This is a genomic window from Propionivibrio sp., assembly GCF_049316945.1.
Lineage (GTDB): Bacteria > Pseudomonadota > Gammaproteobacteria > Burkholderiales > Rhodocyclaceae > Propionivibrio.
This window is the reverse complement of record NZ_JBMOJE010000025.1, coordinates 1-15,027: the sequence shown is the minus strand read 5'-3', so window position 1 is coordinate 15,027 and position 15,027 is coordinate 1. Positions and strand designations below refer to the sequence as shown.

Annotated in this window: 13 protein-coding genes; 12 read left to right on the top strand and 1 reads right to left on the bottom strand. The window is 56.8% G+C overall.

Translation table 11 applies throughout. The features are described from left to right. Positions 1-10: 10 nt before the first annotated feature. The 11 genes from rpoZ to glpK all read left to right on the top strand — a co-directional run bounded on the left by rpoZ (position 11) and on the right by glpK (position 12,368). Positions 11-217, top strand: coding sequence for a DNA-directed RNA polymerase subunit omega (rpoZ, locus tag ACOYNV_RS08010; protein ID WP_422899236.1), 207 nt, complete (start codon positions 11-13; stop codon positions 215-217). Continuing rightward, positions 183-2,447, top strand: a complete 2,265-nt coding sequence (locus ACOYNV_RS08005; protein ID WP_422899235.1) for a RelA/SpoT family protein — start codon at positions 183-185, stop codon at positions 2,445-2,447. Before rpoZ ends, ACOYNV_RS08005 begins: the two co-directional genes overlap by 35 nt. A 3-nt stretch (positions 2,448-2,450) precedes the next feature. After that, entirely contained in the window at positions 2,451-3,698 is a 1,248-nt protein-coding gene (locus ACOYNV_RS08000) for a D-amino acid dehydrogenase (protein ID WP_422899234.1), read from the top strand. 154 nt (positions 3,699-3,852) lie between these two features. Continuing rightward, complete coding sequence (locus ACOYNV_RS07995; protein WP_422899233.1) at positions 3,853-4,647, top strand: enoyl-CoA hydratase/isomerase family protein; 795 nt, start codon at positions 3,853-3,855, stop codon at positions 4,645-4,647. A 98-nt stretch (positions 4,648-4,745) separates the two neighbouring features. Then, entirely contained in the window at positions 4,746-5,540 is a 795-nt protein-coding gene (locus ACOYNV_RS07990) for a TatD family hydrolase (protein ID WP_422899232.1), read from the top strand. Positions 5,541-5,739: 199 nt separating this feature from the next. Further along, positions 5,740-7,530, top strand: coding sequence for a fumarate reductase (quinol) flavoprotein subunit (gene frdA / locus ACOYNV_RS07985; RefSeq protein ID WP_422899231.1), 1,791 nt, complete (start codon positions 5,740-5,742; stop codon positions 7,528-7,530). Continuing rightward, positions 7,523-8,278 (top strand): succinate dehydrogenase/fumarate reductase iron-sulfur subunit, encoded by a 756-nt coding sequence (locus tag ACOYNV_RS07980; protein WP_422899230.1) that lies wholly within the window; start codon positions 7,523-7,525, stop codon positions 8,276-8,278. The genes frdA and ACOYNV_RS07980 overlap by 8 nt, the downstream gene beginning before the upstream one ends. Continuing rightward, entirely contained in the window at positions 8,275-8,673 is a 399-nt protein-coding gene (locus tag ACOYNV_RS07975; protein WP_422899229.1) for a fumarate reductase subunit C, read from the top strand. Before ACOYNV_RS07980 ends, ACOYNV_RS07975 begins: the two co-directional genes overlap by 4 nt. Continuing rightward, the gene (gene frdD / locus ACOYNV_RS07970) at positions 8,670-9,038 is read left to right on the top strand and encodes a fumarate reductase subunit FrdD (RefSeq protein WP_422899228.1); all 369 of its coding nucleotides are present in this window, start codon (positions 8,670-8,672) and stop codon (positions 9,036-9,038) included. The genes ACOYNV_RS07975 and frdD overlap by 4 nt, the downstream gene beginning before the upstream one ends. A 173-nt stretch (positions 9,039-9,211) precedes the next feature. After that, on the top strand, positions 9,212-10,828 hold the full coding sequence (locus ACOYNV_RS07965) for an FAD-dependent oxidoreductase (protein WP_422899227.1): 1,617 nt from the start codon (positions 9,212-9,214) through the stop codon (positions 10,826-10,828). A 34-nt stretch (positions 10,829-10,862) separates the two neighbouring features. Next, complete coding sequence (glpK, locus tag ACOYNV_RS07960; RefSeq protein WP_422899226.1) at positions 10,863-12,368, top strand: glycerol kinase GlpK; 1,506 nt, start codon at positions 10,863-10,865, stop codon at positions 12,366-12,368. 253 nt (positions 12,369-12,621) lie between these two features. Here glpK and ACOYNV_RS07955 read toward each other — a convergent pair whose 3' ends face one another. Next, a complete protein-coding gene (locus tag ACOYNV_RS07955) occupies positions 12,622-13,425 on the bottom strand; it encodes an alpha/beta hydrolase (protein WP_422899225.1) in 804 nt (267 codons plus the stop codon). 110 nt (positions 13,426-13,535) lie between these two features. Between ACOYNV_RS07955 and pssA the strand changes: the two genes are divergently transcribed. Next, on the top strand, positions 13,536-14,945 hold the full coding sequence (pssA, locus tag ACOYNV_RS07950) for a CDP-diacylglycerol--serine O-phosphatidyltransferase (protein ID WP_422899224.1): 1,410 nt from the start codon (positions 13,536-13,538) through the stop codon (positions 14,943-14,945). Positions 14,946-15,027: the final 82 nt, after the last annotated feature.

Genomic DNA, 15,027 nt, shown 5'->3' with positions numbered 1-15,027 from the left:
GAAGAGAAACATGGCACGAGTAACCGTAGACGACTGCATGCGCTTCATCCCGAACCGTTTCCAGATGACCCTGGCGGCCACCTATCGCGCCCGCCAGATCACTTCAGGCGCAACACCGATGGTCGAAGCCGATCGCGACAAGCCGACGGTCATCGCTTTGCGCGAATTGGCGCTTGGCCTGTATGGTCTGGAAGTTCTTAACCGCGGTCACGCCTGACCAATCCAAGAAGGCTGCGTGGTGCGCCATCGTGAATCCCGACGCCACAGCCGCCCTCCTTGTCCCCGGCTCAGCTGATCAGCCCGAGCCGGAAAACGCAATCTATCGGAATGAAGATCCGGCTTACCAGGTCTTCGTCGATACCCTCAGCTATCTTGATCCCGACGAAATAGCGCTCATCATTGAGGCCTATCGCTTCAGTGAGGAAGCTCACCGGGGCCAGATGCGCCTCTCGGGCGAGCCTTATATAACGCATCCGCTGGCCGTGGCTGGTGCTTTGGCCGAGTGGCGCATGGACGCCCAGGCCATCATTGCCGCCCTGCTGCATGACGTCATGGAGGATACGGCGGTATCCAAAGCCGAAATCATCGCCCGTTTCGGCAAGCAGGTGGCCGATCTGGTCGATGGACTTTCGAAGCTCGAGAAAATTGAGTTCCAGTCCTATCAGGATGCGCAGGCCGAGAATTTCCGCAAGATGTTGATGGCCATGGCGCGCGATCTGCGCATCGTTCTGATCAAGCTTGCCGATCGCCTTCACAACCTGCAGACGATGGCTCCCATCCGCCCTGAAAAGCGCCAGCGCATCTCCCGCGAAACACTTGAAATCTACGTTCCGATCGCCACCCGACTCGGTCTGAACAACATCTCGCGGCAGTTGCAGGATCTTTCCTTCAAGCACGTCCATCCGATGCGTTTTCGGGTCCTGACGCGGGCGATCAAAGCTGTGCGCGGGAATCGGCGCGAACTGCTGTCCAAGATCCTTGACGGAATCCGCAGCAAGCTGCGTGAGGCAAACATCGATGCGGGGGTGTTCGGCCGGGAAAAAAGCCTTTATTCAATTTATCGCAAGATGGTCGACAAACACCTCAGCTTTTCGCAGGTGCTCGACATCTATGGCTTCCGCATCATTGTCCGGGATATTCCTACCTGCTACCTGACCCTGGGTGCACTGCATTCGCGTTACAAACCGGTGCCCGGCAAATTCAAGGATTACATTGCCATCCCCAAAGGGAATGGTTATCAATCCCTGCATACGACGCTCATCGGCCCCTATGGCACGCCTATCGAGATTCAGATCCGCACCCAGGCCATGCACCATTTGGCAGAGGAAGGAATCGCCTCACACTGGCTGTACAAGGACAGCGAAGAAAGCGGCGCCCACTTGCAGGTCAAGATGCACAAATGGCTGCAATCACTGCTTGAACTGCAAAGTTCGAACGGTGATTCTTCCGAGTTTCTTGAGCACGTCAAGGTTGACCTCTTTCCCGACGAAGTCTACGTATTCACTCCCAAGGGCAAAATCCTGGCGCTTCCGCGTGGCGCGACGGTGATCGATTTTGCTTACGCCGTGCATACCGATGTCGGCCACCGTTGCGTTGCTGCGCGTATCGATCATGAACTGATTCCGCTGTCTGCCGAACTGGCCAATGGCAATCAGGTCGAGATCATTACTGCGCCGCATGCCAGTCCTAATCCTGCCTGGCTGACCTATGTCAAAACCGGCCGCGCTCGCAGCAAGATTCGCCAGTTCCTTAGAGCCATACAGCAGGATGGATCAAGTGCGCTTGGTGAAAGCATGCTGCATCAGGAGTTGCAGGCTCTCGGCGTGCTTCCGTCCGAGATTCCGGCGACCATATGGGAGCGCGTGATTCACGAATCGGGGAAGAAATCAAGGCGGGAAATTTTTGCCGATATTGGTCTGGGCCGGAGTCTGGCCGCCGTTTTTGCCCGTCGTCTGGCAGCGCACGACGAAGTGCAACAGACAGAAGTGAATGTGTCTAAACCGCTGGTCGTCCGCGGCACCGAGGGAATGGCCATCCAGTTGGCGTCCTGTTGCCAGCCGATCCCGGGCGACCCGATTATCGGCTTTCTGCGCAAGGGACAGGGCCTGCAAATCCATACCCATGCTTGTCCGGCGGCCAGAAAATCGCGCAGCAGCGAGCCGCAGAACTGGATACGCGTCGAGTGGGAACCGGACCCCGGCCAATACTTTGACGTACGCATCAAAGTTACCGCCAAGAATGTTCGCGGCGTGCTCGGTCGCGTCGCGACAGGCATATCGCTGGCCGGGGCCAACATTGAGCATGTGAGCATGGACAGGGAAAACGTGGGCATGTACACGGAGTTGCTCTTTCTTGTCCAGGTTTCGGGTCGCCAGCATCTGGCAAAACTGATGCGCGGTCTTCGTCGTATTCCTGACGTTGTGCGTATTGTTCGCGAACAGGAGTAGTTTTTGAAAGTCATGATTTTCGGCGCCGGTGTCGTTGGCGTCAGTTGCGCCTGGTATCTGAACAAAGCCGGTCATCAAGTCACGGTCGTTGATCGGCAGTTGGCCGCCGGCCTGGAAACCAGTTTCGCCAATGGCGGCCAGATTTCCGTTTCACACGCCGAACCCTGGTCCAATCCGCATGCTCCCTTGCGCGCCCTCTCCTGGATGGGGCGCGAGGATGCGCCGCTGCTTTTTCGTCTACGCTGGGATCCGGCGCTTTTCGACTGGGGCCTGCGCTTCCTGCGCGAATGCACCCCAGGGCGAACGCGCGCCAACATCCGTGACATCGTGGCTCTGGCACTGTATAGCCGGAACCAGTTGCAAGCCTTGCGTGATGAAACGGCTATCGAGTACGACCATCTGGAACGTGGCATTCTGCACATCTATACCGACCACAAGGAGTTTGCGACAGCCGTCGAGGCTGCCAAAGTGTTGCGCGAGTTCGGCTGCGATCGGCGAACGATCGATGCCGATGAGTGCGTGGCGATTGAGCCGGCACTTAAAACCGCGCGCCCGTTACTGGTTGGCGGTGACTATACTGCGGCAGATGAATCGGGTGATGCCCTGTGTTTCACAAAGAATCTTGCCGCACTGTGCTGTGCGCGCGGCGTCACCTTCCGCTACGGCACCACGATTGACAAGCTGGAAACGGCGGGCGGCCAGATTTCCGGTGTGTTGCTGAAAGCGTCTGGCGGTAGCGAGATGCTGACCTCCGATGCTTACGTCGTCGCGCTTGGCAGTTATTCTCCAATTCTGTTGCGTCCGCTGGGCATACGTCTGCCAGTTTATCCGGCCAAGGGCTACTCGGCGACGGTAGCGCTCGCCGAATCGAGTATTGCACCCACGGTGGCCTTGACCGACGACGGCCACAAACTGGTTTTCTCACGCCTTGGCCAACGCCTGCGCATCGCCGGCACAGCCGAATTCAACGGTTACAACACTGAACTGAACAATGTGCGCTGCCAAGCCTTGATGCAACGCACGCATCAGCTTTTTCCCGAATTGCGACCGGCCGGAGAACCTGAATTCTGGTGCGGCCTGCGCCCGTCGACACCCTCAAATGTTCCCTATATCGGTCGGACCAAGCTGACCAATCTGTATCTCAACACCGGGCAGGGAACACTGGGCTGGACCATGGCTTGCGGCTCTGGTAAGGCGCTGGCCGATATCATCAGTGGCCGACCACCTGAAATCAAACTACGCAGCTTGTAGCCCTAACGGGCATGGCTTTGAAAGGCGCCCCAAATTATGAAAGTCATGCCCGTTTCCCTCACCCCCGACCCCTCTCCCAGAGGGCGAGGGGAGGTTCGAGAGTCGCTCACGCGACTTCCACGCTAAACTATTTACACCTTTGGCAGGAGATGGCATGAGTGCTGTGATCTACGAAATTTGCGATAACGTCGCCACCCTTACACTTAACCGGCCGGAATCGCTCAATTCGGTCAATCCGGCGATGATCGATGCCCTGCTTGAGACGAGTTTGCACGCTGCCAATGATCCTGCCGTGCGTGCCGTCATTGTGCGTGGTGCTGGCCAGCACTTCATGGCTGGCGGCGATCTCAAGTGGTTTCGTGAGCAAACCGGGCTACCCGTCGAGAACTGCCGTGCTCGCTTCAATGGCTTGATCGAGGGGGCTCACGCCTCGGTGCTCAACTTCAAGCGCATGAACAAACCGGTGATCGCCTCGGTGCAAGGTGCGGTTGCCGGATACGGCCTGTCGCTGATGCTGGCCGCCGATCTGGTGCTGGCTTCCGAGAACACCTATTTCACCCTGGCTTACAGCAACATCGCGCTTTCGCCGGATGGTGGCGCGACCTGGTCCTTGCCACGCCAGGTCGGACTCAAACAGGCCATGGAAATCGCCTTGCTGGGTGAGCGCTTTGACGCAACTCGGGCACGGGAACTGGGCCTGGTCAATCGCGTCGTTCCGCTTGATCAACTGGATGCCGAAACGCTGAAGCTTGCCAGGCGTCTTGCTGCCGGGCCGGCCAAAGCGCTGGCGCATACCAAGGCGTTGCTCAACCAGTCATTCGAAAATTCGTTTGATACCCAATTGCTTGCCGAACAGGGCTTGTTCGCGGATTGCGCCACACATTCCGATTTTGCAGAAGGGCTGGCCGGCTTCTTCGAAAAGCGCAGACCGAACTATCGCAAAGACTGAGAGTTTGTGAAAATATCAAGAATCCATGGCCCGAGGCCAGGCTACGCGCCTCTGCGGTGGGTGTTTCGGCATTTTTTCACCACCTCTGACCCCTGCGCATGCTGATCGACACCCACTGCCATCTGGACGCTCATGAGTTCGATGCAGATCGGGATGCCGTGGTACTTGCCGCGCGCGAGTCAGGGGTTTCGGCAATGCTCATCCCGGCTGTCGAAACAGGCAATTTTTCGGCTGTCCGTGATTGTTGCACGCGCTACCCTGGGTGTTTCCCTGCGTACGGAATGCACCCTCTTTACGTTGAGCGGGCAAGCGAGGCCGATCTTGTCATGTTGGGCGAATGGCTGGAGAAAGAGTTAATCGGGGCGTCGCATCCCGTCGCAGTCGGTGAAATCGGACTTGATCACTATGTGCCGGGTTTTGATGCGGCGCGTCAGGAACACTTTTTTGTTGAACAGTTGAAGATCGCCCGGGATTTCGACTTGCCCGTACTGTTGCATGTGCGGCGTGCCGTCGATCAGGTACTGAAATGCCTGCGCCGGATCAGCGTCCGGGGCGGCATCGCCCATGCCTTTAACGGAAGCCGCCAGCAGGCGGATGAATTCATCCGCCTTGGTTTCAAGCTGGGTTTTGGTGGTGCCATGACCTATCCTGGCTCTACGCGCATCCGGCAACTCGCCGCCACCCTGCCGATCGATTCCATTGTCCTTGAGACTGACGCGCCGGATATGGCGCCGTACTGGCTGGCTGGCCAGCGCAACAGGCCGATTGAGCTATTCCGGATTGCCCGAACTTTATCGGAATTGCAAGGTCTTTCAATGGCCGAAGTACAGGCAACTACTTCGGCCAATGCTGTGGAACTTTTGCATTTGCCATTACCCGTTTTACGCACATGAACTTGCCTTGAATGGCAATTTGATGGCGAATGGCAGGGACATTTCCGGCACGGCGATACTTACCCAAAGTTGCCGGAGAATCCAAATAACGCCATACTCCAAGGCTGTTGAGCATAAAGCGCCGCCAGAATTCACTCTGTCGGATGTTTGATTTGCGCTGGTTGTAGCTGTGTTCGCGTTTAGCGAGAAAGGATTTGGCGTGGAAATTTTCAAGGCTGATGTAGTAATTGTGGGCGGCGGTGGAGCTGGCTTGCGTGCGGCGATCGCCGTAGCAGAGTCCGATCCGAAATTAAAGATCGCGCTGGTCTCCAAGGTTTATCCGATGCGCAGCCACACCGTGGCCGCGGAGGGTGGCGCTGCTGGCGTCAAGAAGCCGACCGACAGCTTCGAGTATCACTTTCACGATACGGTGGGCGGCGGCGACTGGCTATGCGAGCAGGACGTCGTCGAGTACTTCGTAAAACAGGCGCCCGTTGAGCTGACCCAGCTTGAACACTGGGGCTGTCCGTGGAGCCGTACCGAAGACGGTCACGTCAATGTACGCGCCTTTGGCGGCATGAAGATCGAGCGGACCTGGTTTGCGGCGGATAAATCCGGCTTCCACATCCTGCACACGCTGTTCCAGACCTCGATCAAATATCCATCGATCAAGCGATTCGACGAACACTTCTGCGTCGATCTGCTTGAAGAAGATGGTCGCTGCCAGGGTGTCGTGGTAATCGAAATGGGTACCGGCGAATTCTCGATGATCGAAGCCAAATCGGTGATCATTGCCACTGGTGGTGCCGGCCGGGTATTCCGCGAAAGCACGCTCGGCGGCATCGTTACCGGCGATGGCATGGCGCTGGCATACCGTCATGGCGTTGCCTTGCGCGACATGGAGTTCGTGCAGTATCACCCGACCTGCATGCCGGTTACCGGCTTGCTGTTTACCGAAGCCTGCCGCGGCGAAGGCGGATTTCTGGTCAACAAGGATGGCTATCGTTATCTGCAGGACTACGGCCTCGGCCCACTGCAGGACAAACCGAAGAACAAATACATGGAACTCGGTCCGCGTGACCGGCTCAGCCAGGCTTTCTTCTTTGAACAGCAGAAAGGCCGCACCATCGAACACCCGACACTCGGCTCGGTGGTTCACCTCGATCTGCGTCATCTCGGCGAAGCGTATCTGCGCGAGCGTCTGCCGCTGATTTACGAAATGGCCGAAACCTTCATGGGTCTCGACCCGGCTAAAGATCCGATCCCGGTTCGGCCTGGCGTGCATTACACCATGGGCGGCATCAAGACCGACGGCAACTGCGCCGCATCGCTCAAGGGCCTGTACGCCATCGGCGAATGTTCCAGCGTCGGCATCCACGGCGCCAACCGCCTGGGTTCCAACTCGCTGACTGAACTGCTGGTCTTTGGCAAGGTTGCGGGTGTCGATGCGGCCAGAAACGCCCAGTCCACTGCTCCCGGTAATTCCGCCAGTCTGCACAAGCAGGCACAAGCCATCGAACAGCGCATCATGGCGCTGAAGACCAAGACGGGTGGAACCGAGAGAATCTCGGTTATCCGCAAGGAAATGGCGCAAAGCATGGAAGATGGCTGCGGTATCTACCGCATGGAAAACACCATGCAGGCCACCTGCGACAAACTCGCCGAACTGCGCGAGCGCTTCAAGAACATCAGCATCGACGACAAGTCCAGCGTCTGGAATACCGACTGGCTGACCGCCATCGAGCTTGACTATCAGCTTGACGTGGCGCTTTCGATGGCCCATTCGGCGATCAACCGCAAGGAATCGCGCGGCGCTCACCAGCGTCTCGACGGTTTCGAGCTGCGTGACGACGTAAACTACCTGAAGCATTCGGAAGCCTACTACGTCGCTGGCAGCGCACCGCGCATTGCTTATGGCGATGTGAAAATCACCACGTCTCAACCGGCCGCGCGCGTCTATGGCGCTGCCGGCGAAAAAGCAGACCAGGAAAGGAAAGAATCCCATGTCTGATAGCCAAAGAATCATTGAAATCGAGGTTCTGCGCTACCTGCCGGAAAGCGATAAGGAGCCTCATCGCGAGGTTTATAAAGTCCCTTTCACCGACGACATGTCGGTGCTGCAAGGTGCGCAGTACATCAAGGATCACTTTGACGGTTCGCTGACCTTCCGCTGGTCGTGCCGGATGGCCATCTGCGGCAGTTGCGGCATGATGATCAACGGCATCCCCAAGCTTTCGTGCGAGACCTTCCTGCGCGATTACTATCCAAACCGGATCAGTATCGAAGCGCTGGCGCACTTCCCGATCGAAAAGGATCTGGTCGTCGATTTGAGCGGTTTCATCGAGAAGCTTGAGAAAATCCAGCCCTACATCATCCCCAAGGAACCGCGCACGCTGGCCCAGGGCGAGTACCTGCAAACGCCCGAGCAGTTCAATGCGTATATCCAGTTCACCTCATGCATCAACTGCACGCTGTGTTACGCCGCCTGCCCGCAGTTTGGTCTGAATCCGGACTTCATCGGACCCGCCGCCATCGCCCTGCTGCACCGCTACAACATGGATTCGCGCGATGGTGCGACAGAGCAACGGATGGAACTGGTCGCTTCCGAAGAAGGCGTCTTCAACTGTAGCGCCAATGGCTATTGTTCGGTTGTCTGTCCGAAACACGTTGATCCGGCCAACGCCGTCAATATCAACAAAACCAACGCAGCGAGGGACTACTTCCTGAGTTTCCTGTCGCCGAAAGGGGGTTCCAAGTGAGCAAACGCAAGCCCTATGTCCGTTCGATGGACGGTTGGTGGAAGAAGAATCCCTACTACGTCGAATACATGATCCACGAGGCCACGGCCCTGTTTGCCGCGGCCTATGCCTTTGTTTTACTTGTCGGCCTGGTTCGCCTGGGTCAGGGCGAGGCGGCGTGGAACGGCTGGCTGGAAGCGCTGAAAAGCCCGCTTTCGCTGGTCTTTCATGTGGCATTGCTGGCGGGTATCGCCTATCACACCTATTCCTGGTTCGTGATCATGCCCATCACCCTGCCGCCGATCATGGTTGGCGGGAAGAAGGTCGGCCCCGCTGCGATAACCGGCGGCGGCCTGCTGGCGACCGTTGCGGCAAGCGTTGTCATGCTTGCCCTGGTTTGGAGGATTGCACTATGAATACTGGACTGAAACGTTCCAATGCCCCCATTTTCTGGGGTCTGTTTGGTGCCGGTGGCATGCTGTCGGCGCTGTTTGGCCCGGTGCTGGTGTTCATTACGGGCATTGCCGTTCCGCTCGGACTGCTGCTCCCGGCTGATACGATGAGCTATCCGAAGATGCTGGCTTTTGCCCAGAACTTCATCGGCAAGGGTTTCATCTTTGCCATCATCTCTCTCTTCCTGTGGTTTGCCGCACACCGTATTTTCCACTCGCTGCACGAGATTGGCATTCATGCCGGGATGGGCGCCAAACTGATCTGTTACGGGTCGGCCTTCGCCGCCACGGTGATTTCGGCTTACGTTCTGCTCGGCCTGGGCTTCTAAGCCGGGAGTAACACGGTCATCTCGGAGGAAGTCGTTCAACGCCTATAAGGAGCAAGACATGCCTTACAGAACGGAGAGTGACTTCCTCGCCGAGCGCAGCATTTTCGACTACGTCTCGTTCCGCATTCAGATTCAGCGCGTACTCGCGAGATGATTCCTTCGTTCGCTGATTCGTGAAACTCCGGCATAGCAACATCCAGAAACTGGACCAGGATATTCACGATGTCCTGATCATTGGCGGCGGGATCAATGGTGCTGTCGCGGCGGCAGCGCTATCCGGCAAGGGAGCGAAAGTCGCGCTGATCGAACAGCGTGACTTCGCCGGTTTCACCAGTCAGCAATCAAGCAATCTTGCCTGGGGAGGCATCAAGTATCTGGAAAGCCATGAATACGGGCTGGTCAGAAAACTTTGCCTGAGCCGGAATCAACTGATCGAGAACTATCCGTCCAGGGTAAAGGAAATTCGCTTTTATTCGACGATTGAACAGGGCTTCCGTTTTTCCCCCTTGTTCCTGTGGCTGGGCACCTGGGTATATTGGTTGTTTGGCAGCGGCTTTACGCAAACCCCGCGCTGGCTGACCAGGAAAGCCGTCAATGCCGAAGAACCGGTCATTGATACCGGCAACTTCTGCGGCGGCTTTGAATACTCGGATGCTTACCTGCACGACAACGACTCGCGTTTTGTATTCCAGTTCGTTCGCTCAGCCATGGATCGTGGCTGCATCGCAGCCAACTATGTGGCATCGCTCGGCGCGCGTTTTGAAAGTGGTTGCTGGGTTACCGATGCCCGAGACGTGCTTACTGGAACGAAACTGGAAATCCGCTCCCGAGTCCTGATCAATGCCGCCGGCCCGTTCGTGGACGATCACAACAAACTCACTGGAGAAACGACCGAACACCGCCACCTGTTCTCAAAGGGGATTCACCTGATCGTTCCCCGGATTACGCGCAACCATAAAATCCTGACTTTCTTTGCCGATGACGGGCGCTTGTTCTTTGTTATTCCGATGGGTGTGCGAACCTGCATAGGAACCACCGATAGTCGAGTGGATTCGCCGTTCACCGAGGTCACCGATCATGACCGGAAATTTGTGCTCGACAATATCAACAAGCGCCTGAATCTTGCGAAGCCGCTGACAAAAACCGACATCATTGCCGAGCGTTGCGGCGTTCGACCGCTGGTGGTTAAAACGGGGATTAGTGGTGCCGACGCCGGTGACTGGTTACAAATGTCGCGCAAGCATGAAATTGATGTCAACCGGGACAAGGCGCATCTCAGCATTTTCGGCGGCAAGCTGACGGATTGCATCAATGTCGGTGACGAAGTCGCTGAAATCGTTTCCGGGCTGGGAATCAGGCTGCCGCATCCAGAATATAAGTGGTACGGCGAGCCCCATCCCTCGGTACGCGAGGAATACATTCACCAGGCCCGGCTGATGAACCTCGATGGCTACACCTCGCCTGATTCCATCGAAAGCCTGAGCAGCCGATTGTGGCGTCGCTACGATCAACAGGCCTTCGAGTTGCTGGCCGAGATTCGGGAAGATCCACGCCAGGCTGAGGTTCTGATCAAGGGCACGGATTACATTCGTTGCGAGATACGGCTGGCCAGGCATCAGGAAATGATCATCAAGCTTGAGGACTTCCTGCGTCGTCGCTCAAAAATTGCATTGGTTGTGCGCCATGAAGATATCCGGCACGCGGAAGGCCTGATGGAAGCGTGCGAAATCCTTTTCGGCGACCAGGCAAAGGAAAAATACGACGAGTATTTTCAGGAATTGCCTCAGTAAGCAGCTTCGCCCAGCCTATCGTGGAGAGACAAGCATGAACCAGAAATACGTATTGGCCCTTGACCAGGGTACGACGAGTTCGCGCGCGATACTGTTCGACCAGAGCGGAAACAGCGTTGGCGTCGCCCAGAAGGAGTTTCCGCAAATCTATCCGCAGGCCGGTTGGGTGGAACACGATCCAATGGAAATCTGGGGCACGCAGAGTGGCGTTGCGCGCGAGGTTCTCGAAAAGACGGGTATTCGCCCCGACGACGTGGCGGCCATCGGCATCACCAACCAGCGAGAGACGACCGTCGTCTGGGATAAAGCTACCGGCAAGCCGATTTGTAACGCCATCGTCTGGCAATGCCGTCGCACAGCCAGTATTTGCGATGATCTGAAGGCCAGGGGGCTTGAACCTTATATTCGCGAGAATACCGGTCTCGTCGTCGATGCGTATTTCTCTGCGACCAAGCTGAAATGGATTCTCGATAACGTTGTCGGCGCCCGAGAGCGTGCAAAGAATGGAGAGCTGCTGTTCGGCACCATCGATACGTGGCTGATCTGGAATCTCACTCGCGGCAAGGTGCATGTCACCGATTACTCCAATGCCTCGCGCACCATGCTGTTCAATATCAGGGATCTGACGTGGGACCGGGCGATTCTTGCCGAGATGGATATCCCGGCCTGCATGCTGCCCGAGGTCAAGCCGTCGAGTTGTGTCTACGGGCATACCGATGCGCAAACCTTTGCTGGCGCCGCAATCCCCATTTCGGGTGACGCGGGTGACCAGCAGGCGGCCCTGTTCGGTCAGGCCTGCTTCAGCGACGGCATGGCCAAGAACACCTACGGTACGGGCTGCTTCATGCTGATGAACACCGGCACGCAGCGCATTCCCTCACTGAACGGCCTGTTGACGACCATTGCCTGGGGCGTCGAAGGCAAGGTTGAATACGCGCTTGAGGGTAGCATCTTCGTTGCCGGTGCTGCAGTGCAGTGGCTGCGGGATGAACTGAAGCTGATCGAAAATGCAACGCAAACCGAAGCGTTGGCAATGGCCGTCCCGGATAGCAATGGCGTTTATGTGGTCCCGGCCTTCGTCGGGCTCGGAGCGCCTTACTGGGACATGTATGCGCGAGGCGCGATTGTCGGACTGACGCGCGGTTCAAACCGGAATCACATCATTCGGGCCACGCTCGAATCGATTGCCTTCCAGACGCGAGACGTGCTTCAGGCGATGGAAGAGGATTCCGGCATCAGGCTGAAGGCACTCAAGGTCGACGGGGGCGTAGTTGGCAACAACTTCCTCATGCAATTCCAGGCCGACATCCTGGGTGTTCCGGTGGAGCGTCCGGTGCTTACGGAAACTACGGCCTTGGGCGCTGCTTTCCTGGCCGGTCTGGCGGTCGGGTTCTGGAAGGACAAGGCAGAAATTGCCGCCAATTGGAAAGTCGAACGAACTTTCAAACCGGCCATGCCAGCAGACATCCGGGAGAAAAAAATTAAGGGCTGGACAAAGGCCGTCGCGCGCTCACGCGATTGGGAAGATGCTGAAGACTGAGGCACTCCGCTCCCAGGAAGGGCAAAAATGCCGTCATTTGTCCTGGAAAAAGCAGTTCGTCCACGAAAAACACCAAAAGCACGAAAAGAATCAAGGAGATAATAAGCTGAAGATCGCCACCCAAAGGGTGAATAGAGAAAATACATCAAGCTGTTGATTTTGTTCGTGTCTTTCGTGATTTTCGTGGATAGACTGAGGTTTTCAGGTTTATAGAAGCCGAATCCTTATTCTCTTGCGATCGTTCCTGTCCGGGTCAGTCCAGGCCAAAACTGAGACTCAGCCAGTCGTGGATCTTCTGCGCCACACTGGGCCACTGAGGGTCCATCATCAGCATGTGTCCCGCTCGCGGGATAACGCAGGTTTCGGCGTTCCAGCCGGTCGCCGTCATGTAAAGCCGGTTCGCCGCAAACAGTGCATCAAGCTGCCCGCCGATGACCAGCGCGGGGATTCGCGGCCGCTTCACCGGCATGCGCATGGCAAGCGACATCAGTTCAGTCAGCGCCCACGTTGACTCTTCCTGAACCATGGGTTGAAAGACGGCAAACTGCTCTGCGCTTACGTCTGGCGAGAAATACACTTCGCGCATCACCCTGATCGTTTTTTCGGTATATTCACCGCGTACGGCGCGTGACGCTTCAGCAATGAAGTCAGGTTGCCGAATCGCCAGTTGTACACCCGCCGCCGCCAAGCCGGTCGGCGGAACAGGAGCCATCATGACCACCGCTTTTGCGTGCGACTTTTCAAGATAGCGCTGCACCACAATCGCACCCATCGAGTGGCCGATCAATACCGGCGCAGCATCCAGGGAGGCGACGAGTTCCCGGACATCTGCCGCGTAATCGTCAAGCCCGAAGCTGTTCAGCTTTTCAATCCCGCTGCTCTTGCCATGTCCGGATAGATCGACTGCGTAACAGTTGTAACCGCGCTCCTGGAAAAAGGGGAGAAAGTTTACGTCCCAGCATCCGGAGTGAGTGTAGCCACCGTGAACGAAAACCAGTGGCGGGTGGCCTCTGTCTTTATGCGCAGGACGATCAAGTGTGAAAAGTTTACGACGCATTCAGCAATAACTCCCAAGCTGTAAAATAAAATAAGAATAGGGCAAGCACCGAGGTACGACAATACAACGATAAGCCTTACATTATGCGCCTGCCAGTATAATCCTCATCCGTGGAATACACCCAAACACAGCCCCCCAAGACCAACGGCTTCGCCTCAGCGTGGAAACGCTGGCGCGGACGTGCCAACGACAGGCCATTGGTGGACGGCCTGCCATGCATTCCGGTAGCGACCGAACAGTTCAAAACCTTGACCAGCCCGGAAGACTTCCGTGAAACCCTGCTGGCGCAGATCGCTCAGGCCAGACATCGCATTCTCATGACCACGCTTTATTTACAGGACGACGAGGCCGGCAGGGAAGTGCTGTCAGCCCTCTACGCGGCCAGGAAAGCTCAGCCGCAACTGGAGATTGCGGTCTTTGTCGACTGGCATCGTGCACAGCGCGGACTTATCGGCAAGGCTCGCTCAGAAGGCAACGCGGCCTTGTACAAGGATATGGCGCGCCGCTTCGGGCCGGGTGTCGAGATCTACGGCGTACCGGTGCAGCGGCGCGAGTTCATGGGCGTCATGCATCTCAAGGGCTTCATCATTGACGACAGCGTTCTCTATAGTGGCGCCAGTCTCAACGACGTTTACCTGCAGCAGCACCAGCGCTATCGCTTGGACCGCTACCATCTGATCCGCAATCGAATACTGGCTGACAGCATGGCCGACCTGCTGACCGGGGTCTTGCGTGACAACCCGGCAGTGCACGCCCTCGATACCGGCAAAGCACCGAAAACGATTGCCATACTCAATGCGATTGCCAGATTGCGCCGTACGCTCGCCAAAGCCCTTTATCACTTCGCTGATGGTTCGATCAAGCCGGGTGAAATCGGCATCACGCCCTTGCTCGGTCTCGGCGTACGCCATAACGAACTCAATGCCACGCTACTGAAACTGATCCGTCACGCAGAACAGCGGCTGGTGTTGTTCACCCCCTATTTCAACCTTCCCGGCCCGATTCGCAAGGCCGTCGATACCAGGATCAAGGCTGGATGCCAGGTCACCATTGTGCTCGGTGACAAAACCGCCAATGATTTTTATATCCCGCCTGACGAGCCTTTCAAGACCATTGGTGCGCTACCCTACCTCTACGAAGCCAACCTGCGCCGCTTCTGCAAGAGTCATCAGCGGGCCATTGATGCCGGGCAACTCAATGTGCACCTCTGGCGCCACGCTGACAACACCTTTCATCTCAAGGGTTTGCTGGTTGATGAGGACTACGCGTTATTGACCGGCAACAACCTCAATCCACGTGCCTGGCGTCTCGATCTGGAAAACGGATTGGTCATCCACGATCCGCAAAAATTGCTGATCAATCAGCATCTGGCCGAACTGGAAGGGTTCATGGCGCACACGCGGCGCCTCGATCACCATAGCGGACTGGATGCCGTGGACACCTACCCGCTTCAGGTGCAACGCTTGATCAAGCGACTTGCGCGAGTCCGGGCGGATCGCCTGGTCAATCAGGTGATGTAAAGCAGAATCAGAAATCCGAATCAGAAGTCCGAATCAGAAATCCGAATCAGAAATCCGAATCAGAAATCCGAATCAGAAATCC